The 21,305-nt window shown below is 63.0% G+C and carries 18 protein-coding genes and 3 rRNA genes; 2 read left to right on the forward strand and 19 right to left on the reverse strand.

Translation table 11 applies throughout. From position 1 onward, the window contains the following. Positions 1-29 precede the first annotated feature (29 nt). Positions 30-380, reverse strand: coding sequence for a DUF3817 domain-containing protein (locus OHB26_RS05045; protein ID WP_330183071.1), 351 nt, complete (start codon positions 378-380; stop codon positions 30-32). Between the two features lie 135 nt (positions 381-515). Next, on the reverse strand, positions 516-1,697 hold the full coding sequence (locus tag OHB26_RS05050) for an acetyl-CoA C-acetyltransferase (protein ID WP_330183072.1): 1,182 nt from the start codon (positions 1,695-1,697) through the stop codon (positions 516-518). A 112-nt stretch (positions 1,698-1,809) separates the two neighbouring features. On the opposite strand from OHB26_RS05050, the gene mce reads away from it, so the two are divergent. Continuing rightward, on the forward strand, positions 1,810-2,280 hold the full coding sequence (gene mce, locus OHB26_RS05055) for a methylmalonyl-CoA epimerase (protein WP_330183073.1): 471 nt from the start codon (positions 1,810-1,812) through the stop codon (positions 2,278-2,280). Positions 2,281-2,366: 86 nt separating this feature from the next. Next, complete coding sequence (locus OHB26_RS05060; RefSeq protein WP_067574197.1) at positions 2,367-3,335, forward strand: hypothetical protein; 969 nt, start codon at positions 2,367-2,369, stop codon at positions 3,333-3,335. Between the two features lie 184 nt (positions 3,336-3,519). Here the strand turns inward: OHB26_RS05060 and OHB26_RS05065 are convergent, their stop codons facing one another. The 17 genes from OHB26_RS05065 to OHB26_RS05145 all read right to left on the reverse strand — a co-directional run bounded on the left by OHB26_RS05065 (position 3,520) and on the right by OHB26_RS05145 (position 21,305). Continuing rightward, positions 3,520-3,828 (reverse strand): ATP/GTP-binding protein, encoded by a 309-nt coding sequence (locus OHB26_RS05065; protein WP_330183074.1) that lies wholly within the window; start codon positions 3,826-3,828, stop codon positions 3,520-3,522. Positions 3,829-3,837: 9 nt separating this feature from the next. Next, positions 3,838-4,518, reverse strand: coding sequence for an endonuclease NucS (gene nucS / locus OHB26_RS05070; RefSeq protein ID WP_330183075.1), 681 nt, complete (start codon positions 4,516-4,518; stop codon positions 3,838-3,840). Positions 4,519-4,551: 33 nt separating this feature from the next. After that, positions 4,552-5,289: a rhomboid family intramembrane serine protease gene (locus tag OHB26_RS05075; protein WP_330183076.1), complete on the reverse strand. Its 738-nt coding sequence runs from the start codon at positions 5,287-5,289 to the stop codon at positions 4,552-4,554. 118 nt (positions 5,290-5,407) lie between these two features. After that, positions 5,408-5,524 (reverse strand): 5S ribosomal RNA (rrf, locus tag OHB26_RS05080). A gap of 104 nt (positions 5,525-5,628) precedes the next feature. Further along, a 23S ribosomal RNA gene (locus OHB26_RS05085) occupies positions 5,629-8,744 on the reverse strand. Positions 8,745-9,062: 318 nt separating this feature from the next. Further along, a 16S ribosomal RNA gene (locus OHB26_RS05090) occupies positions 9,063-10,581 on the reverse strand. Together the 16S, 23S and 5S rRNA genes form the textbook arrangement of a ribosomal RNA operon. A 464-nt stretch (positions 10,582-11,045) precedes the next feature. After that, the gene (gene murA / locus OHB26_RS05095) at positions 11,046-12,308 is read right to left on the reverse strand and encodes a UDP-N-acetylglucosamine 1-carboxyvinyltransferase (protein WP_330183077.1); all 1,263 of its coding nucleotides are present in this window, start codon (positions 12,306-12,308) and stop codon (positions 11,046-11,048) included. A 10-nt stretch (positions 12,309-12,318) separates the two neighbouring features. Beyond that, complete coding sequence (locus OHB26_RS05100) at positions 12,319-12,912, reverse strand: cob(I)yrinic acid a,c-diamide adenosyltransferase (RefSeq protein ID WP_330183078.1); 594 nt, start codon at positions 12,910-12,912, stop codon at positions 12,319-12,321. A gap of 204 nt (positions 12,913-13,116) precedes the next feature. Next, positions 13,117-13,536 (reverse strand): DUF2550 domain-containing protein, encoded by a 420-nt coding sequence (locus OHB26_RS05105; RefSeq protein WP_330183079.1) that lies wholly within the window; start codon positions 13,534-13,536, stop codon positions 13,117-13,119. Between the two features lie 149 nt (positions 13,537-13,685). After that, a complete protein-coding gene (locus OHB26_RS05110) occupies positions 13,686-14,378 on the reverse strand; it encodes an MspA family porin (protein ID WP_330183080.1) in 693 nt (230 codons plus the stop codon). Positions 14,379-14,406: 28 nt separating this feature from the next. Further along, positions 14,407-15,012, reverse strand: coding sequence for an MspA family porin (locus OHB26_RS05115; protein WP_330183081.1), 606 nt, complete (start codon positions 15,010-15,012; stop codon positions 14,407-14,409). Positions 15,013-15,262: 250 nt separating this feature from the next. Further along, entirely contained in the window at positions 15,263-15,640 is a 378-nt protein-coding gene (locus tag OHB26_RS05120; RefSeq protein WP_330183082.1) for a F0F1 ATP synthase subunit epsilon, read from the reverse strand. Between the two features lie 6 nt (positions 15,641-15,646). Then, positions 15,647-17,089, reverse strand: a complete 1,443-nt coding sequence (gene atpD, locus OHB26_RS05125) for a F0F1 ATP synthase subunit beta (RefSeq protein ID WP_067562330.1) — start codon at positions 17,087-17,089, stop codon at positions 15,647-15,649. A 91-nt stretch (positions 17,090-17,180) separates the two neighbouring features. Continuing rightward, positions 17,181-18,152, reverse strand: coding sequence for a F0F1 ATP synthase subunit gamma (locus OHB26_RS05130; protein WP_330183083.1), 972 nt, complete (start codon positions 18,150-18,152; stop codon positions 17,181-17,183). Between the two features lie 58 nt (positions 18,153-18,210). After that, a complete protein-coding gene (gene atpA / locus OHB26_RS05135) occupies positions 18,211-19,851 on the reverse strand; it encodes a F0F1 ATP synthase subunit alpha (protein WP_330183084.1) in 1,641 nt (546 codons plus the stop codon). A 70-nt stretch (positions 19,852-19,921) separates the two neighbouring features. Further along, positions 19,922-20,734, reverse strand: coding sequence for a F0F1 ATP synthase subunit delta (locus OHB26_RS05140; protein WP_067562321.1), 813 nt, complete (start codon positions 20,732-20,734; stop codon positions 19,922-19,924). Positions 20,735-20,753: 19 nt separating this feature from the next. Beyond that, the gene (locus tag OHB26_RS05145; protein WP_330183085.1) at positions 20,754-21,305 is read right to left on the reverse strand and encodes a F0F1 ATP synthase subunit B; all 552 of its coding nucleotides are present in this window, start codon (positions 21,303-21,305) and stop codon (positions 20,754-20,756) included.

The raw sequence follows: 21,305 nt of genomic DNA on the forward strand, positions 1-21,305 counted from the left end.
GTGCGGGTCGAGTCACGATTTCCAGTCTGTCACGAACGGGCGGCGGCGGGGGCCGCGGCCTCACTCAATTCGCCGAGTTGACCGGTGCGGATGGCCCAGCGCTCGAAGAACAGGCTGGAGAACGGAACGACCGCGGACAGCAGCGCCAGTCCGGTGGTCTTGCCCGGCCATTCGAACTCACGCGAGGCGAGCAGGCAATTGATGGCGTACAGGACGAAGACGAGTCCGTGCAGCATGCCGAAGACCATCACGGGCCAGGTGATCGGTTCCGGCAGTCGCTTGAGCACCGAACCGGTCAACAGGAACACCCAGGTGATGGCTTCCAGAATGCCCAGGAATCGAACCCGCTTCGCGACCGTGCTCAGATCGAAGATATCCACGGCCTCCATTGTGCCGGACGACTACGACGCTACGTCGTGGAGCTCGTCACATGCGGCCGGACGCGCAGGGGTCGACAGCCCCGGCATTGTTCCGGCCGAGATCCGGCAGTTGCGGATCCCGGCCGAATTCGATCATTACGCCACGCGGATGATCAGGGCGTCACCCTGGCCGCCGCCACCGCAGAGCGCGGCCGCGCCGACACCGCCGCCACGGCGCTTCAGCTCCAGCGCCAGGTGCAGCACGATGCGGGCGCCGGACATGCCGAGCGGGTGGCCGATGGCGATCGCGCCGCCATTGACATTCACCTTCTCCGGATCGATGCCCAGCTTGCGGGTGGAGGCGATGCCGACCGCGGCGAACGCTTCGTTGATCTCGACCAGGTCCAGATCCGCGGGCGAAATACCTTCGCGGGCACAGGCTTTGGCAATGGCGTTGGCAGGCTGATCCTGCAGGGTGGAGTCCGGACCGGCGACCACACCGGCCGCGCCGATCTCGGCGATCCACGAAAGACCGAGGGACTGCGCCTTTTCCTTGCTCATGACCACTACGGCAGCCGCGCCATCGGAGATGGGCGAGGCGGAACCGGCGGTGATGGTGCCGTCCTTGCGGAAGGCGGGGCGCAGCTTGCTCAGCGACTCCACGGTGGTGTCGGCGCGAATGCCCTCATCGGTGCCGAACTGGATCGGATCGCCCTTGCGCTGCGGAATGGCAACGGGCACAACCTCATCGTCGAAGAGGCCGTTCTTCCACGCGGCGGCCGCGCGCTGATGCGAAGCGGCCGCGAAGGCGTCCTGCTGTTCGCGGGTGATCGGCTCGACATCGTTCTGCTGCTCGGTGAGCAGGCCCATCGCCTGATCGGTGAAGACGTCGTGCAGACCGTCGTAGGCCATATGGTCACGCAGGGTGACATCGCCGTACTTGAAGCCCTCGCGGCTCTTCTCCAGCATATGCGGGGCCCGGGTCATGGATTCCTGGCCGCCGGCCACCACGATCTCGTACTCGCCGGCGCGAATCAGCTGATCCGCCAAGGCGATAGCGTTGATGCCGGACAGGCACACCTTGTTGACGGTGAGCGCCGGAACATCCATCGGAATGCCCGCGGCCACCGCGGCCTGCCGCGCCGGGATCTGGCCCGCGCCCGCGGTGAGCACCTGTCCCATGATCACGTAATCGACCTGGTCCGGGGCGACTCCACCCTTCTCCAGCGCCGCCTTGATGGCGATACCGCCGAGATCGGAGCCGCTGAAATCCTTCAGCGAACCGAGCAGCTTCCCCATCGGGGTGCGCGCGCCGGAAACGATGACGGTGGTGGTCACGATGTGCCTCGCTTACGTCGGATGTCGTGGCCCCGCCAACCATCGGAGCCCTACCCGAGGGTAACCCGACCGACCTCGACGGCCTTCCCCAGGTGCGCGCTACCGTCGAGGCGTGAGCAACACCGAGAACACCGAATTCATCCCCGCCGAATACATCACCGCCATCGACCATGTCGGCATCGCTGTCCCCGATCTCGATACGGCGGTCGCTTGGTACCGGGACAATCTCGGGATGGTGGAGGCACATCGCGAGATCAATGAGGCGCAGGCCGTGCACGAAGCCATGCTGTCCTATGCGGGCGCCCCGGCCGGCACCGTTGCCCTGCAGTTGCTGGCCCCCCTGAACGAGACCTCCACCATCGCCAAGTTCATCGACCGAAACGGGCCTGGCCTGCAGCAGCTCGCATACCGAGTCACCGATATCGAGGCTGTCTCCACATTTCTGCGTTCACGGGGCTTGCGTTTGCTGTACGACGCCCCCCGCGCCGGTACAGCGAGTTCGCGCATCAACTTCATCCACCCGAAGGATGCTGGCGGTGTGCTGGTCGAACTCGTCGAACCGGCGGCGAAAACTACCCACTAGTACCGAGATCAGCGACCCTAAAGAGGCTGTAACAACATTCGCGGTCGGGTCACCATCAGTGGTCACCAGGCTGTAGTTTGTGTGCCATGTCGTCCACTGAGCCCGATCGTAATCGCTTCGTTGCACTGCCCTTTACCGTCGTGCGGAAGGGCTATGACCGTGACGAGGTGCGTAACTACTTCGACCGTTTCGATGCCGAGCTAAGGGTCACCGCGACCGACCGCGATGCCGCCGCAGCCCAGGCGCGCAACCTGGCGGCCCAGCTGGAGGACGCCCGCGACGAGATCGACGAGCTCCGTAAGGAGGTCGACCGCCTCTCCGTGCCGCCGACCACCGCGGAAGGCATGTCGGACCGCATCTCTCGCATGCTGCGCCTGGCCTCCGACGAGGCCTCCGAGGTCCGCGCGCAGGCCCAGGCCGAGGCCGCCGAAATGATCTCGATCGCCGAACAGCAGGCGACCGAGATGCGCGGTAAGTACGAATCGCTCCTCTCTGAAACCAAGGAGAAGCGCGAGGCGCTCGAGATCGAGTTCGAGCAGACCCTCGCCAACGCCCGCTCCGAAGCCAACAAGATCGTCGAGGCCGCCAACGCCGAAGCCGATCGCCTCACCAAGGAGTCCGAGGCCAAGCGCAAGGCCGCGCAGCAGGACTTCGAGGTCACCATGGCCGAGCGCCGCACCAAGCTCACCCGCGCCATGGAAGAGCTGGAGGCCACCTCGCGCGCCGAGGCCGCCCAGCGCATCAAGGACGCCACGGACGAGGCCAACCGCCTCATCTCCTCGGCGACCAACACCGCCGATCGGAAGATCGCGCACGCCAAGGAACTCGCCGAGGAAATGCGTGTCCTGCGCGGCCGCGTCCTGGCCCAGCTGCTCGGCATCCGCGGCCAACTCGACTCGGTGCCGGCCATGCTCGCCGCCGTCAACCGCGAAAGCGAACTCCTCGACGGTGCCCCCGAACAGCGCTCGCTCAACAAGAGCAACCGCAAGGCCATCGACACCCGTGAAGACGACGCCGTCGACGAAGAGCGCGAGAACGCCGACATCTCCGGCTAGCACCCACCCGGGCGACACCCGCACACCTGAAGGCCGCTCCCGATCCGGGAGCGGCCTTCCCTATTGCTCAGCCCCGTCTGGATCAGCCCCGTCATCCCGGCATTCTTTTGGCCGGGATCCACCCCCGTTAGTGGATCCCGGCCAAAAACGCGCCGGGATGCCGGGATGTCCCTACGAGGTGTTCCTATGACCAGCGGCGCGTAATGCCGCGGGTGTGACGGCCTTTCCAGCAGCCGGTGTGCCAGTGGCGACGGTCCTGCTCGCCGCCGTAGGCAGGCCAGGCGACGATATGGGCTACGCCGGGGGGGATTTCGTGGTCGCAGCCGGGGCAGCGGTAGTACTTGGTGGCCCGGGTGCCCGGGATGGTGCGGACCATATAGGTCTCGTCGCCGCCGGGGCCGTCCTCGGTGCGGCCGAAGACGTCACCGAGCGGGCGCTGATCCGACTGGGACCGCGCCTGAGAGCCCTTGGGGCGAGGTTTCCGGCGGGGCATGACCCAACCCTAGAACAGCCGGAATTCGTCGCTGTCGGTGCCGCGTAGCGCGTTGTAGTCCAGTGTCAGGCAGCGGATTCCACGGTCGTTGGCGAGCACCTTGGCCTGAGGCTTGATCTGCTGGGCGGCGAAGACGCCCGCGACCGGAGCCAACAGGGGGTCACGGTTCAGCAGCTCGAGGTATCGGGTCAACTGCTCCACACCGTCGATCTCGCCGCGGCGCTTGATCTCCACCGCCACAGTCGAGCCATCGGCATCGCGACAGAGGATATCCACCGGGCCGATCGCGGTCATGTACTCGCGGCGGATGAGTGAATAACCGGCGCCGAGGGTTTCGATGTGCTCGGCCAGCAACTCCTGCAGATGCGCCTCGACACCGTCCTTCACCAGACCCGGATCGATACCCAGCTCATGCTTGGAATCGTGCTCGATCTCCTCGACGGTGATCCGCAATTCCTCACCGGCCTTATTGGTGACCACCCAAAGCTGTTGCGCCGTCTCGGATTCCGGCTCCCGATCCTCCAGCCAGCAGGGCGGGCTCATCCAGTTCAACGGTTTGTAGGAACCGCCGTCGGAGTGCACCAATACCGAACCATCCGCCTTCATCATGAGCAGGCGACGGGCCATCGGGAGGTGGGCAGTCAGACGACCGACGTAATCGACCTGGCAACGAGCAATCACAAGGCGCACCCAAGCACTCTAGGGGACGGCCGAATTCGCGGATTAACCGACCAGCATGATGTAGCCGAGCGCTGAGGCCGCGGCCAGCAGACCGCCCTCCCAGGTATTCAACCTCGGCAACTCGGCACGACCGCGGCGCAGCACCCGATAACCGGCCAGCAGACCGATCGAAAACGCCAGCAGGTGACCGACATTGGTGAACGTGCGCCCCATCGCCACACCGGCCACCGCGACCGCCAGCCAGGTAATCGCCCAGGTGGGCTTCCAGCGGGACGGAACCAATGCGATGAACGCGCCGATCAAAGCCATTGCGCCATAACTGACGCCGACATCGGAGACCTTGGTGACCTCCTGCGGCAGCCAATTCGCCGACACCGCCACCCACAGGCCGAGCGCCACCAGTACGGTCGCGCCGATATGGCCGACGATGAAAATGCGCAGCAGGCGCAGCGCGCCGAACCTCAACTCCGCGAGCGCGAGCAGACAGGCCAGCAGCGGAATGATCACCGCGGCGCTCTGCAGATCATCGATGACGAAGGCGCTGGAGAACAGCGTGGCGAAGTGACCGCGCAGCAGATTGCTCAGATTCGTACTGGCATGCAGGATCACCCGGGTCTGGGTGGCCTCGGAGAGGATGGACAGCAGCACCGTCACCGAAATCAGCAGGGCCGCATACCCATAGGTGACCGGCAGGAACAGGCGACGCCACCCGGTACGAGTGGCCGCGGTCTGCTCAACGATCGCCACAATGCTCTCCTGTCCGTCGATGCCTACTTCCATGATCCACGGCACCGCTCCGTACAGCCTACGAGTTCCTCGAGAACATGCTGTTAAACGGCGAAAGTCTCAGAAAACGAAAAAGACCCCCAGCGCAAGCTGGGGGTCTTCTCGAATGATGTTCCGGCGGTGTCCTACTCTCCCACACCCTGTCGAGTGCAGTACCATCGGCGCAGGTGGCCTTAGCTTCCGGGTTCGGAATGGGACCGGGCGTTTCCCCACCGCTATAGCCGCCGTAACTCTATGAAACTGTACACAGAGAGCCTTAACCCCTTACAGGGCAAGTCTTCTGAGTATCTGTGTGTTGTTTCAGATACCGCACAGTGGACGCGTAGCTTCTTTGTTGGTAAGTCCTCGGCCTATTAGTACCGGTCACCTGCACCCGTTACCGGGCTTCCAGTTCCGGCCTATCAACCCAATGGTCTGTTGGGGGCCTTAACCACTCGAGGTGGTGAGAAACCTCATCTTGGAACAGGCTTCCCGCTTAGATGCTTTCAGCGGTTATCCCTTCCGAACGTAGCAAACCAGCCGTGCCCTTGGCAGGACAACTGGCACACCAGAGGTTCGTCCGTCCCGGTCCTCTCGTACTAGGGACAGCCTTCCTCAAGTTTCTGACGCGCGCGGCGGATAGAGACCGAACTGTCTCACGACGTTCTAAACCCAGCTCGCGTGCCGCTTTAATGGGCGAACAGCCCAACCCTTGGGACCTACTCCAGCCCCAGGATGCGACGAGCCGACATCGAGGTGCCAAACCATCCCGTCGATATGGACTCTTGGGGAAGATCAGCCTGTTATCCCCGGGGTACCTTTTATCCGTTGAGCGACACCGCTTCCACTTGCCGGTGCCGGATCACTAGTCCCGACTTTCGTCCCTGCTCGACCTGTCGGTCTCACAGTCAAGCTCCCTTGTGCACTTGCACTCGACACCTGATTGCCAACCAGGCTGAGGGAACCTTTGGGCGCCTCCGTTACATTTTGGGAGGCAACCGCCCCAGTTAAACTACCCACCAGGCACTGTCCCTGAACCCGATCAGGGTCCGAGGTTAGAGGTCCAATACGATCAGAGTGGTATTTCAACGACGACTCCACCAACACTGGCGTGCTGATTTCACAGTCTCCCACCTATCCTACACAAACCGTACCGAACACCAATACCAAGCTATAGTGAAGGTCCCGGGGTCTTTTCGTCCTGCCGCGCGTAACGAGCATCTTTACTCGTAATGCAATTTCGCCGAGTCTGTGGTTGAGACAGCTGAGAAGTCGTTACGCCATTCGTGCAGGTCGGAACTTACCCGACAAGGAATTTCGCTACCTTAGGATGGTTATAGTTACCACCGCCGTTTACCGGGGCTTAAATTCTCAGCTTCGCCCTTGCGGGCTAACCGGTCCTCTTAACCTTCCGGCACCGGGCAGGCGTCAGTCCGTATACATCGTCTTACGACTTCGCACGGACCTGTGTTTTTAGTAAACAGTCGCTTCTCACTGGTCTCTGCGACCTCACCCAGCTCGGGCAGCACGTGCCGTCACCAGACAAGGCCCTCCTTCTCCCGAAGTTACGGAGGTATTTTGCCGAGTTCCTTAACCACAGTTATCTCGATCGCCTTAGTATTCTCTACCTGACCACCTGTGTCGGTTTGGGGTACGGGCCGTGTACCAACTCACTAGAGGCTTTTCTCGGCAGCATAGGATCACTGAATTCGCCTCAATCGGCTACGCATCACCTCTCAGGCCATATGAGACACGGATTTGCCTATGTCTCGCCCTACAGGCTTACACCCGGACAACCATTACCGGGCCCAGCTACCTTCCTGCGTCACCCCATCGCTTACCTACTACACCCGGGGTCATGTGCAGCCACGTTCCCTCCACCCGAAGGTGGATAAGACCGCTTTTGGACATTTAGCACAGATGATTCGATATTTGGCGCGGATACACGGGTACGGGAATATCAACCCGTTGTCCATCGACTACGCCTGTCGGCCTCGCCTTAGGTCCCGACTCACCCTGGGCGGATTAACCTGGCCCAGGAACCCTTGGTCATTCGGCGGACGAGTTTCTCACTCGTCTTTCGCTACTCATGCCTGCATTCTCACTCCCATGGCCTCCACGGCTGGATCACTCCGCCGCTTCCCTGGCCACAGGACGCTCCCCTACCCATCCACACTCCTGGCCCGAAGGCGGGATAATGTGTGAATGCCGCGGCTTCGGCGGTGTACTTGAGCCCCGCTACATTGTCGGCGCAGGATCACTTGACCAGTGAGCTATTACGCACTCTTTCAAGGGTGGCTGCTTCTAAGCCAACCTCCTGGTTGTCTTCGCGACCCCACATCCTTTTCCACTTAGTACACGCTTAGGGGCCTTAGCCGGCGATCTGGGCTGTTTCCCTCTCGACTACGAAGCTTATCCCCCGCAGTCTCACTGCCACGCTCTCACACACCGGCATTCGGAGTTTGGCTGACTTCGGTAAGCTTGTGGGCCCCCTAGGCCATCCAGTAGCTCTACCTCCGGTGTGAAACACGTGACGCTGCACCTAAATGCATTTCGGGGAGAACCAGCTATCACGGAGTTTGATTGGCCTTTCACCCCTACCCACAGCTCATCCCCTCAGTTTTCAACCTAAGTGGGTTCGGGCCTCCACGACGTCTTACCGTCGCTTCACCCTGGCCATGGGTAGATCACTCCGCTTCGGGTCCATAGTGTGCGACTAACTCGCCCTATTCGGACTCGCTTTCGCTACGGCTACCCCACACGGGTTAACCTCGCCACACACCGATGACTCGCAGGCTCATTCTTCAAAAGGCACGCCATCACCCCACACAACAAGTTGCGAAGGCTCTGACGGATTGTAAGCGCACGGTTTCAGGTACTATTTCACTCCCCTCCCGGGGTACTTTTCACCTTTCCCTCACGGTACTAGTCCGCTATCGGTCACCAGGTAGTATTCAGGCTTATCGGGTGGTCCCGACAGATTCACAGCAGATTTCACGGGCCCGCTGCTACTCGGGAGTTGCTCACGAGAGCCGTTGAGTTTTCGTCTACGGGATTCTCACCCTCTACGACGGGCCTCCCAGGCCACTTCGACTAACACAACGGTTTCTGACTCTCGCCCGATTCGGCAGAATCGGGAAGAACAATCCCACAACCCCGCATGGACAACGCCTGCCGGCTATCACATCCACACGGTTTAGCCTCTTCCGCTTTCGCTCGCCACTACTCACGGAATCACTGTTGTTTTCTCTTCCTGTGGGTACTGAGATGTTTCACTTCCCCACGTTCCCTCCACACACCCTATATATTCAGGTGCGGGTAACACGACATCACTCGTGCTGGGTTTCCCCATTCGGAAATCCTCGGATCTCAGCTCGTTTGACAGCTCCCCGAGGCTTATCGCAGCCTACTACGTCCTTCATCGGCTCCTGGTGCCAAGGCATCCACCGTACGCTCTTACACACTTACTAACAAAGATGCTCGCGTCCACTGTGCAGTTCTCAAACAACACACGAAACCCGATCTCGAATGCGACACCAGCCAGAGAACCTCTGCGGTATGTGGCGGACCAGATTTCGTCGTTATCTTGCCTGGAAAGAACGTCTGTTCTTTCAGGACCCAATAGTGTGTCGGTATATCACCGCGATCAACCGCTGAGGTTTGATCGAGTGCGATGAGATTGTCAGTGTTCCACCCATGAGCGTCCGCAGTCCTACATGTGAGGACTAAACGGTCTCTGCCACAACGTCATTCACCTATGTGAAGAGTCGTGGAGATGTGCTCCTTAGAAAGGAGGTGATCCAGCCGCACCTTCCGGTACGGCTACCTTGTTACGACTTCGTCCCAATCGCCAATCCCACCTTCGACGCCTCCCTCCCACAAGGGGTTAGGCCAGCGGCTTCGGGTGTTACCGACTTTCATGACGTGACGGGCGGTGTGTACAAGGCCCGGGAACGTATTCACCGCAGCGTTGCTGATCTGCGATTACTAGCGACTCCAACTTCACGGGGTCGAGTTGCAGACCCCGATCCGAACTGAGACCGGCTTTAAGGGATTCGCTCCACCTCACGGTATCGCAGCCCTCTGTACCGGCCATTGTAGCATGTGTGAAGCCCTGGACATAAGGGGCATGATGACTTGACGTCGTCCCCACCTTCCTCCGAGTTGACCCCGGCAGTCTCTCACGAGTCCCCGCCATTACGCGCTGGCAACATAAGATAAGGGTTGCGCTCGTTGCGGGACTTAACCCAACATCTCACGACACGAGCTGACGACAGCCATGCACCACCTGTACACCGACCACAAGGGGGGCCATATCTCTACAGCTTTCCGGTGTATGTCAAACCCAGGTAAGGTTCTTCGCGTTGCATCGAATTAATCCACATGCTCCGCCGCTTGTGCGGGCCCCCGTCAATTCCTTTGAGTTTTAGCCTTGCGGCCGTACTCCCCAGGCGGGGTACTTAATGCGTTAGCTACGGCACGGATCCCGTGGAAGGAAACCCACACCTAGTACCCACCGTTTACGGCGTGGACTACCAGGGTATCTAATCCTGTTCGCTACCCACGCTTTCGCTTCTCAGCGTCAGTTACTTCCCAGAGACCCGCCTTCGCCACCGGTGTTCCTCCTGATATCTGCGCATTTCACCGCTACACCAGGAATTCCAGTCTCCCCTGAAGTACTCTAGTTCGCCCGTATCGACTGCAAGCTTGGAGTTGAGCCCCAAGTTTTCACAATCGACGCGACGAACCGCCTACAAGCTCTTTACGCCCAGTAATTCCGGACAACGCTCGCACCCTACGTATTACCGCGGCTGCTGGCACGTAGTTGGCCGGTGCTTCTTCTACAGGTACCGTCACTTGCGCTTCGTCCCTGTCGAAAGGGGTTTACAACCCGAAGGCCGTCATCCCCCACGCGGCGTCGCTGCATCAGGCTTTCGCCCATTGTGCAATATTCCCCACTGCTGCCTCCCGTAGGAGTCTGGGCCGTGTCTCAGTCCCAGTGTGGCCGGTCACCCTCTCAGGTCGGCTACCCGTCGTCGCCTTGGTAGGCCGTTACCCCACCAACAAGCTGATAGGCCGCGGGCCCATCTCGCACCAGTAAACCTTTCCACCAAAGAACATGCATTCCCTGGTCGTATCCGGTATTAGACCCAGTTTCCCAGGCTTATCCCAGAGTGCGAGGCAGATCACCCACGTGTTACTCACCCGTTCGCCGCTCGTGTACCCCGAAGGGCCTTACCGCTCGACTTGCATGTGTTAAGCACGCCGCCAGCGTTCGTCCTGAGCCAGGATCAAACTCTCCGTTGAAGACTCTCAACTCGCTCCGAAGAGCTAATTGGAAGAATTAACCAGAGTCCGAAAACCTTGGCAAAATCAAACGCCAGCAAAAGTATTTGCTGACTAAATGTCCGACACATCTCACGGGGGTGGGAAGCATCGGAACCAATAAATTATTGGCACTGACATTCATCGACACACTATTGAGTTCTCAAAGAACACACGCACACAGAACTTTACGGGCTCTTTGTCCCGGTCGGTCTCAGTGGCTGCTTTCAAAGCTTAGCCCCACCGTCGCAGCGAAACCAAATCCGCTGATCAGGAGAGCCAATGTGATCAGTCAGGCGCTCGCCGTCCAACCTCGTTTCCCTGACCTCTCGGTCCGGGTTGGTGTCCGTGTCGCTCTGACTCGAATAAAGTTACGTGTTGGTCATTCGCATGTCAAATCGGCTGTTCAGGAGGGGTTTTCGCAAACCCTGTCCGTCACCGGCCGTTCATTCGGCGGTGCCGACCCGCTCGATCTCGGCTCCGAGCGAGCGCAGGTTCTCCACGAAATCCGGGTAGCCCCTGTCGATGTGGAAGACATCGTGCACCTCGGTCACCCCGTCGGCAACCAGACCCGCGAGCACCAGACCCGCGCCGGCGCGAATGTCGGACGACCACACCGGCGCGCTCGACAGACGCGGAATCCCGCGCACCACAGCATGATGTCCGTCGGTGCGCGCATCGGCACCGAGGCGAATCATCTCTTCGACGAAGCGGAAGCGCGCTTCGAAAATGTTCTCGGTGATCATCGAGGTGCCGTCCGCGATGGCGGCCAGGCCGATGGCCATCGGCTGCAGATCGGTGGGGAAACCCGGGAACGGCAGCGTCGAGAAGTTCACCGCGCGCGGACGATCCGACTGCACGACGCGGAAACCGTCCGGCTCGAACGAGATTCGCGCACCCGCGGAGCGCAGCTTGTCCAGCACCAGCGACAGATGCTTGGGGTTGATACCCGTCACCCGCACATCGCCCTGCGTCATGGCGGCGGCGATACCCCAGGTGGCGGCGACAATGCGATCACCGATCACACGATGGGTGGTGGGCGAGAGCGCGTCCACGCCCTCGATCGTCAATACCGAGGTGCCCGCACCGGAGATGCGGGCACCCATACGCGCCAGCATGTTGCACAGATCGACGATCTCCGGTTCCCGCGCGGCATTGTCGATGACCGTCTCCCCCTCGGCGAGCACCGCCGCCATCAGGATGTTCTCGGTCGCGCCGACGGACGGGAAGTCCAGCCGAATCCGCGCACCCTGCAACTGATCGGCGCGCGCCACCAGGCAACCGTGCTCGATCTCGCTGGTCGCGCCGAGGAGGCGTAACCCCTGCTGATGCATATCCAGGGGCCGCGAACCGATGGCATCGCCACCCGGCAGCGCGACCACCGCGCGCTTGCAGCGCGCCATCAGCGGACCCAGTACGCACACCGAGGCGCGGAACTGGGTCACCGCGGGAAAGTCCGCGTGGTACTTGGGTTCCGGCGGGGTCACGATGGTGACCGTCCCGCCGTCGACCGTGACATCACAGCCGAGCCCGCGCAGCACCTCAGCCATCAACGGGACATCGAGGATGTCCGGGCAGTTGGTGATCGTGGTCGTACCCTCGGCCAGCAGCGCGGCGGCCATCAGCTTGAGGACGCTGTTCTTCGCGCCGCCCACCGCGACCTCACCGACGAGCCTGCTGCCCCCGGTCACCAGAAACCGTTCACTCACGACGGTCAGCCTAGTGCTCCTGTCCCGCGCTCGTGGCCTCTCCGCCCGGCCGCCAGAGGATGTCGCCTTCCGGGTTGGCCACCCGGCCCAGAATGAACAGCAGGTCGGAGAGGCGGTTCAGGTATTTCGCCGGGAGCACGCTGGTGTCGTCGGGGTGCGCGTCGACCGCGGCCCACGCCGAACGCTCGGCGCGTCGGGCCACCGTGCGCGCGGTGTGCAGCAACGCCGCAAGCGGTGTGCCACCGGGCAGAATGAACGAATTCAACGGTGCCAGAGGCTCATTGAAGTCATCGCACCACTTTTCGAGGCGGTCGATATACGGCTGGGTGATGCGCAGCGGCGGATACTTGGGGTCCTCGACCACCGGGGTCGACAGATCCGCGCCCGCGTCGAAGAGATCGTTCTGGATGGCGCGCAACACACTCAGGATGCGCTCATCGGGATTGCCGAGCGAGATCGCGACACCGAGTGCGGCGTTCGCCTCATCACAGTCGGCGTAGGCGACCAGTCGGGCATCAGTCTTGGAGACCCGCGAGAAATCGCTGAGCCCGGTCGTTCCGTCATCGCCGGTCCGCGTGTAAATCCGCGTCAGGTGCACACTCACGGGCCAACAGTAACGCCGGGGTGATAGGTGACTGCATATCTCGCAAGGATCGGGGTAACTCGTCGGGGACGTCCGGAACTCAGCCAACCCGCCGACCGGCGGCCCGCAACGGCAATTGCGCTGCACCTACCCGCCGGCAAAAGTGGCGAGGAGGCGGGAAAGCGTTACCCCGAGCGCACGAGATCAGTCGTTACGCGCGCAACCTCACCGGCGCCGCCGAATGCGCTCCGACGGGCGGGATTCCACCCAGGACAGGAAGGCCGCGAGGGCGCCGCGATCGAGCGCAAGCTCGTAGCTGCCGTTCTCATCGGTGACTTCGACGATGGCCTCGTCGTTCATGATGTCGAACTCGTCGCCCTCGGGTTTGCGGCGGCCGGTGCCGACCTCGATCCCCTGACGGCGAATCGTGCAATCCGGACCCAGCTTGAGACTGGAGAGTTTGTAGAAGACGAGGGTGTCCTCGCCATAGCGGATCAGACCGTGCCGCCAGCCCGCACCGTGACCGCGTACCGGGAGCACCCGCAACAGCGCTGCGGTTCCGCCCCGACGCAGCATGATCAGGCGATATGTGGAGGCCAGGGCCAAACCGACAAGCAACAGCACCAGAATGATCAGAACCACCATCCCGGTCCGCAATGTTGCTCCGTCCCTTCACCTGTCGAGCACGATTCCGGCCATCGGCCGGACCCCGTGTGTGGTCGATAGTAGCGACCGTGTGAACACGAGGTTCGGCCATCCACCGAATGTGACGTATGCCCTGCTCAGCGCTGGCCTCAGCCGATGCTGAACGGCTGGCCCCAGAGCGCCAGATTTCCGATGAAGGTGGTTGTGTCGACCTCGGCGAGGATGAATGAGCGCGCCTGCGCGTAGCCACCGCAACCATCCACCGAGAAGGTCTCGTCCACCCAGCTGACGCTGGCATGCGGACCGGGAACCTTGTTGTAGCGCTTATGCGATTCCATGCCGTAGTCGTCGGGCCGCTCCAGATCGAGCATCAAACGCGCGACCGCCTGCCCGGCCGAGAGCGTGATACCGCCGCCCACCACCTCGGACGCACCCTGTAGCAATTGCTGCGCGCCGGCGCCGGACGGCGCTTCACTGGCGTTGGAGCTCTCCGAGAACGGGCCGATATCCACCTGGCAGCCGACCACATAGCCGGGCGAGATCTTGATGGTCGCCGTCGATGCGCTCGGTCCGGCCAGGTCCACGCTGCCGCGTCCGGTGGTCCACACATTGCGGTGCACCGGCGTCGACCCCATGGACGGGTTGATCTTGGCCGATTCCCCGTCGATGCGAATGGTGACGGTGGTGCCGTCCGCCAGTTCCCGGGTGATCACCCCACCCGGCAAAGGAATGAACGTGTCCGCGGTCGCCGTGCCCGGCGCACTGACACCGCACGCCATCATCACCGCCGCCGCTATCCCGAAAAGCCTTCCGCCCCAGGGTTTTACATCAGAGCCGAACATGCGATCCCTTCGCGTCGAAGTTCGATCCTCAGCCGATGCTGAACGGCTGGCCGTAGAGGGTGACCTTGGCGTAGTCCACGCCGATGATCTCCACCACCGAGAACTGGCGGGCCTGCGCGTATCCGCCGCAACCCTGAATTTCCATCGGAACGTCTTGGTACTGGATCTGATACGAACCGCTCTTGATCAACTCGATGTTGTTGATCGCCATCCACTTCACCTGTCCCGGCGACAGCGGAAAACTGAATCCCGCCGACACCGCGGGCGAGGTACTGATCGTGACGGACGCGTTGCCGCTGAGCGAACCCAGCGAAACCTGGCAGCCCACCACATATCCGACCGTCAAATTGGAGGAGCCGTGAGTTCCGGAATCATTGGTGCCCGGATAGTTCAGCGGACCATTGTTCGGCCCGACCGTGCCGTCCGGCGTCTCCACCTCGGCGATCACATTGCCGCTCACCCACGACGTACGGCCCGCGCCATTGGACGCCAGCGACGGCGAAATGACCGCGCGCTCACCGACACTCGTGATTTTGACGCCCGGACCCTCGATATGCCCGTTGGGCAGCGGGACGATGGTGTCCGCGTTCGCCGCGCCCGGTGAGAAGAATCCGATGCCTACCGCGACCGCCATTGCCGTAACGGTCCATCTGCTAACGCTCATTCACCCCTCGCTCATCGTGGCGAGGCCACACCCGCTCATACCCGGGCGAGACCGCGCTGCGCCAACTCATTGAGGTAAAGCTGAAAGTGCTGAAATAGCCGAGGCATTGCGGAATGGGTCAGATCACACTCCGGAGCCGTGCTGAGTGTAAACGAAAAGAGCGGCGGCCCTGGGATATTTCCCAGAGCCGCCGCTCTTTGCTGAGTGAATACTCCGCGTTTTAGCCCTGTGCGGCCTTCTCCACGGCGCGCAGTCGGCCCTGAGCCTTGGCCTGCGCCTCCGGGCTGGCGTCCGCATCGGCGAGCACGGCCTTGGCGGCCGCCTCGTCGATATCGCCCGAGAAATCAGCGGATTCGGCGAGCACTCGCACCGAAGTGCCGGTGACCGAGAAGAATCCGCCGTGCACGGCCGCGACAATGCGCTCGTCGCTGTCGGACACGATGGTCACCGTGCCGGCTTCGACCAGCTGACCGAGCAGCGGTTCGTGGCCGGCGAGGATGCCGATCTCGCCCTCCGTGGTCTGGGCCGAGACGAACTTCGCCCGGCCCGACCACAGCAGTCGCTCAACGGCGACCAGATCAACTGACATATCCGCCATGGTGGACTACTTCCCGGCGATCTTCTTCGCGGCCGCCTCGACGTCGTCCAGGCCACCGCAGGAGTTGAACGCCTGCTCGGGCAGGTGATCGAACTCGCCCTTGCAGACGCGATCGAAGTCGTCGATGGTCTGCTCCAGCGGAACGACCGAGCCTTCCTGGCCGGTGAACTTCTCGGCGACGATGAAGTTCTGACCCAGGAACTTCTCCAGACGGCGGGCACGGCCGACGAGGACCTTGTCGCCTTCGGAGAGCTCGTCCATACCGAGGATGGCGATGATGTCCTGCAGTTCCTTGTACTTCTGCAGGATCCGCTTGACCTCGTTGGCCACCGCGAAGTGCCGCTCGCCGACGATCGAAGCCTCGAGGATACGAGAGGTCGAGGTCAGCGGGTCGACGGCAGGGTAGATGCCCTTCTGCGAGATCGGGCGGGAAAGCTCGGTCGTCGCGTCCAGGTGGGCGAAGGTGGTCGCCGGCGCCGGGTCGGTGTAGTCGTCGGCGGGGACGTAGATCGCCTGCATCGAGGTGATCGAACGGCCACGGGTCGAGGTGATTCGCTCCTGGAGCTGACCCATCTCGTCCGCCAGGGTCGGCTGGTAACCGACGGCCGAGGGCATACGACCCAGCAGGGTCGAGACCTCGGAACCGGCCTGGGTGAACCGGAAGATGTTGTCGATGAAGAGCAACACGTCCTGGTTCTGCACATCGCGGAAGTACTCCGCCATGGTCAGGGCCGACAGGGCGACGCGCATACGCGTGCCCGGCGGCTCGTCCATCTGGCCGAAGACGAGGGCGGTGTCCTGAAGGACGCCCATCTCTTCCATTTCCAGGTGGAGGTCGGTGCCCTCACGGGTACGCTCACCGACGCCCGCGAACACCGAGGTGCCGGAGAACTCGCGAGCGATACGGGTGATCATCTCCTGGATCAGAACGGTCTTGCCGACGCCGGCACCACCGAACAGACCGATCTTGCCGCCCTTGACGTAGGGGGTCAGCAGGTCGATGACCTTGACGCCGGTCTCCAGGATCTCGGTCTTACCCTCGAGCTGGTCGAAGGCGGGCGGCTGGCGGTGGATGCCCCACTGCTCGCCGTCGCGGCCGAGGCCCGGGGTGTCCAGGCAGTCGCCGAGCGCGTTGAAGACGTGGCCCTTGACGACGTCGCCGACCGGAACCGAGATCGGCTTGCCGGTGTCGCGCACCTCGACCCCACGCACCAGACCGTCGGTCGGCTGCATGGAGATGGTGCGCACGATGCCGTCGCCCAGGTGCTGTGCGACCTCGAGGGTCAGGGTCTTCGCAACCGACGCGAGCGCGATATCCACGTTCAGCGCGTTGTAAAGCTCGGGGATGGACCCGCGCGGGAACTCGACGTCCACGACGGGGCCGATGACGCGGGAGACGCGGCCGGTGCCGGCGCCAACCCGGGTTTCGTTAGTGACAGCTGCGGTCATTGGTTCTCTTCCGTGTTTGAATGCGGTATGGGCGGGTCACTACGTGGTTACGCGAGCTGCCGCCTCCGTTCCCAGCGCCCATACCGCGTGTCTAGTCGCGGTCCGAGCTCGACGCCAGCGCGTTGGCGCCACCGACGATTTCCGTGATTTCCTGCGTGATTCCGGCCTGACGCAGCGAATTCGCGGTGCGGGTCAGGGAATTCACCAGATCCGTCGCGTTATCGGTAGCAGCCTTCATCGCGGTGCGGCGCGCAGCCGACTCCGACGCCGCCGCATCGAGCAGCGACGCGTAAATGCGAGTGTTGATGTACTTCGGCAGCAGCGCGCCCAGCAGGCGATCCGCATCCGGCTCGAACTCGTACTGTGCGTGCACATCCGCCGACTCGGAGTCGGAGAAGCTGTCATCGCCCAGCTCGTAGTTCTCCTCCACATAGCTCACCTGAATGGGAGCCAGGCGGCGGACCTCGGGGACCTGCGACAGCATCGACACGAAACGCGTGTAGACGATGTGCAGTTCATCGACACCGGCCATGGTGCCCTCACCGTTGGGTGCGGCAACCTCACCGTCGGCGCCCGCCATGAACGCCTCAACCAGGTGGTTGCACGCCGAGGACGCGTCCACATAGTTCGGCGACTGCGAGAAGCCGGTCCACGATCCGTTGACCTCACGCTTACGGAAGGTGTAGAACGTCAGGCCCTTCGAGCCCATCACGTACAGCACCGGCTCTTTGCCCTCGGAGCGCAGCGTGGTGAGCAGCTCCTCGGTGCGCTTGAGCACATTCGAGTTGTAGCCGCCGCACATACCGCGGTCACTGGTGATCACCAGTACCGCGGCACGCCGCGCGTTGGGCCGCTCGGTGAGCAGCGGGTGGGTGAGATTCCCACTGGCGCTTGCCAATTCGGCGAGCACCTTGGTGATCTCCTCCGCGTACGGCTTGGCCGCCGCGACCCGGGCCTGCGCCTTGCTGATTCGCGAGGTCGCGATCAGCTCTTGCGCTTTGGTGATCTTCTTGATCGAGCTCACGGAACGAATTCGGGAGCGCAGTTCGCGCACGCTTGCCATTAGCGGTTCACACTCCCTTCATTCCTCGAGTCAGACAGTCGCATGTGCTTCGCCGTTCTTACTTCTCGACGTGCTTGCGAGTGACGGACAGCGACTCGACCTCTTCGTGATCCAGCTGACCGGCCTCGGCCTCGTTCACGACACGGCTGCCGTCCGAAGCCAGGAAGCCCTGCTTGAACTTGTCGGTCGCGACCTTGAACGACTCCGCGTTCTCGCCCTCGAGCTTCTTCGAACCACCCGCGAGGGCGTCGAAGGAAGCCTGCACCGAGCTGTGCAGGTACTCCAGCAGCTCGACGTTGAAGCGGCGCACATCGTCGACCGGAACCGAGTCGTAGTAGCCGGCGTCGACCAGGAACAGCGAAACAACCTGATCCTCAACCGAAACCGGGGCGTACTGGTCCTGCTTGAGCAGCTCGACCCAGCGCGCGCCGCGCTCCAGCTGCGCCAGCGAGGCCGCGTCCAGATCGGAGGCGAAGGCGGAGAACGCCTCGAGCTCGCGGTAGGAGGCCAGCTCCAGACGCAGCGAACCGGAGACCTGCTTCATGGCCTTGGTCTGCGCGGCGCCACCGACACGGGAGACCGAGATACCGACGTTGATGGCCGGACGGACACCCTTGTTGAAGAGGTCCGACTCCAGGAACACCTGGCCGTCGGTGATGGAGATGACGTTGGTCGGAATGAACGCCGACACGTCGTTGGCCTTGGTCTCGATGATCGGCAGCGCGGTCATGGAACCGGCACCGAGCTCATCGGAGAGCTTCGCGCAACGCTCCAGCAGACGGGAGTGCAGGTAGAAGACGTCACCCGGGTACGCCTCGCGGCCCGGCGGGCGACGCAGCAGCAGCGAGATGGCGCGGTACGCCTCCGCCTGCTTGGACAGGTCGTCGAACACGATCAGAACGTGCTTGCCCTGGTACATCCAGTGCTGGCCGATGGCCGAACCGGTGTACGGCGCAAGCCATTTGAAGCCGGCGGAGTCCGACGCGGGGGCCGCGACGATGGTGGTGTACTCCATCGCGCCGTGGGCCTCCAGCGCGGCCTTGACGCCCGCGATGGTGGAACCCTTCTGGCCGATCGCGACGTAGATGCAGCGCACCTGCTTCGACGGATCGCCCGAGGCCCAGTTGGCCTTCTGGTTGATGATGGCGTCGACGCAGACCGCGGTCTTACCGGTCTTGCGGTCGCCGATGACGAGCTGACGCTGGCCGCGGCCGATGGCGGTCAGGGCGTCGATCGCGGTGATACCGGTCGCGAGGGGCTCGCCGACGGGCTGGCGCTCCAGCACGGTGGCGGCCTGCAGCTCGAGCACGCGACGCTCGTCGGACTCGATCTCGCCGAGGCCGTCGATCGGGGCGCCCAGCGGGTTAACCACGCGGCCGAGGAAGTTGTCGCCCACCGGGACCGAGAGCACGTCGCCGGTACGACGGACCTGCTGGCCCTCCTCGATGGTGTCGAACTCACCCAGGACGACGGCACCGATTTCGGTGTCCTCCAGGTTCAGCGCGACGCCGAGCACGCCGCCGGGGAATTCCAGCAGCTCGTTCGCCATCGCGCCGGGGAGGCCGCTGATGTGGGCAATGCCGTCGCCGGTGTCGGTGACGACGCCCACTTCCTCGATGGAGGTTTCCGGGGTGTAGCTCTGGGTGTAGCTCTCGATCGCGCTACGGATCTCATCGGGGGAGATCGTCAGCTCCGCCATGTTCTTCCTGCTCTCGCTGTGGTCTCGAATGTCGGTGTGTTGGTGCGCTTGTCAGGCCGGGTCGCTGGCGTCAGGCCAGCGACTGGCGCAAGCGCTGCAGTCGGCCGACGGCGCTGCCGTCGATCAGGTCGTCGCCCACGCGCACGACGACGCCGGCCAGCAGGCTCGGGTCTTCCTGCACGTGCACCGTGACGGGCTTGTCGTAGATGCGCTGAAGCGAAGCCGCCAGGTGCTCACGCTGCTGGGTCGTCAGGGTCGACGCGGAGCGCACATGCGCCACGATCTGATCCCGGAGCGACGCCGCCAGATCGGACAGGTGGTCGAAGGCCTCGCCGATATCGCCCTTCTTGCTGCGGGCGACCGCCTGCTGGACCAGTTCGAGGGTGATCTCCTCGACCTTGCCCGCGAGCAGACGCTGGACCAGTTCACGCTTGGCCGCGAGCGGCTTGCCGTGATCGGTCAGCGCCTGCTCCAGCACGGGGTTGTCTTCGACGATCCGGCCCAGGCGGAACAGCTCGTCCTCGACGGCGCCGAGGCGGCCGCGATCCTCCGCGGCGCGCAGCAGCGCTTCGCGGCCGAGCAGCACCAGGCTGTCGACCAGATCGCGGGAACGGGACCAGTCCTGTGCCACCGCGGTGGTCAGCACCGTCTGGGTGGCTCCGCTGACCTTGCCGCCGAAGAGGCGCTCGGCCAATTCGGCGCGGGCCGAGCTGGACACCGACTTATCCGCGAGCGCCACACGCAGCGAGCGCTGGTCGTCGAGGACGGCGACAACGGCGAACAGTTCGGAGCCCGTCGTGGCCGCGACGGTGTCGCTTCCGGTCAGAGCGGCCCGAAGAGCTTCCCGCGCACGGGAGCTCGCCTCACGGCTCGCTGCGTACATGCTTCCCACTTTCGGTTCGTTACCTTCCGACCCCGATGCCGGCGTTCGCGTCCAGCTCCTGGAGGAACCGGTCGATCGACGCCGCCTGCTTGGCCTCGTCGGCCACCGACTGACCGATGATCTTCTCGGCCAGGTCGACCGCGGTGCGGCCGAGCTCGGAACGCAGTTCGGTCACGATCTGCTGGCGCTGTGCCTCCAGCTGGGTGTGACCCGACGCCACGATGCGGTCGGCCTCGGCCTGCGCATCGGCACGCAGCTGCGCCAGGATGGTCTGGCCCTGAGTGCGCGCTTCCTCACGAATGCGCGCGGCCTCGAGGCGAGCCTCGGCCAACTGCTCCTGATACTGCTGCAGGGTGGCCTGCGCCTCGGCCTGCACGGCCTCGGCCTTGGCGATACCGCCCTCGATCTTCTCCGTGCGCTCGTCCAGCACCTTGGTCAGGCGCGGGACGACGTACTTGGCGAAGACAAAAGCGATAACGATGAAGACGATCGCAGACCAGACAATGTCATAGGTCTTGGGGACGAGGGGATTGATATCCTCCTCGGCCGCGAGCAAATAAATGCTGTTCAT

It is taken from the genome of Nocardia sp. NBC_01503, from assembly GCF_036327755.1.
Classification (GTDB): Bacteria; Actinomycetota; Actinomycetes; order Mycobacteriales; family Mycobacteriaceae; genus Nocardia.

Coding starts and splice junctions, on each gene's coding strand:
- OHB26_RS05060 (WP_067574197.1), top strand. CDS start 2,367: ATGTCGTCCACTGAGCCCGATCGTAATCGCTTCGTTGCACTGCCCTTT.
- OHB26_RS05065 (WP_330183074.1), bottom strand. CDS start 3,828: ATGCCCCGCCGGAAACCTCGCCCCAAGGGCTCTCAGGCGCGGTCCCAG.
- OHB26_RS05075 (WP_330183076.1), bottom strand. CDS start 5,289: ATGGAAGTAGGCATCGACGGACAGGAGAGCATTGTGGCGATCGTTGAG.
- OHB26_RS05105 (WP_330183079.1), bottom strand. CDS start 13,536: ATGGTGGTTCTGATCATTCTGGTGCTGTTGCTTGTCGGTTTGGCCCTG.
- OHB26_RS05110 (WP_330183080.1), bottom strand. CDS start 14,378: ATGTTCGGCTCTGATGTAAAACCCTGGGGCGGAAGGCTTTTCGGGATA.
- OHB26_RS05115 (WP_330183081.1), bottom strand. CDS start 15,012: ATGGCGGTCGCGGTAGGCATCGGATTCTTCTCACCGGGCGCGGCGAAC.
- OHB26_RS05120 (WP_330183082.1), bottom strand. CDS start 15,640: ATGGCGGATATGTCAGTTGATCTGGTCGCCGTTGAGCGACTGCTGTGG.
- atpD (WP_067562330.1), bottom strand. CDS start 17,089: ATGACCGCAGCTGTCACTAACGAAACCCGGGTTGGCGCCGGCACCGGC.
- OHB26_RS05130 (WP_330183083.1), bottom strand. CDS start 18,152: ATGGCAAGCGTGCGCGAACTGCGCTCCCGAATTCGTTCCGTGAGCTCG.
- atpA (WP_330183084.1), bottom strand. CDS start 19,851: ATGGCGGAGCTGACGATCTCCCCCGATGAGATCCGTAGCGCGATCGAG.
- OHB26_RS05140 (WP_067562321.1), bottom strand. CDS start 20,734: ATGTACGCAGCGAGCCGTGAGGCGAGCTCCCGTGCGCGGGAAGCTCTT.
- OHB26_RS05145 (WP_330183085.1), bottom strand. CDS start 21,305: ATGAACAGCATTTATTTGCTCGCGGCCGAGGAGGATATCAATCCCCTC.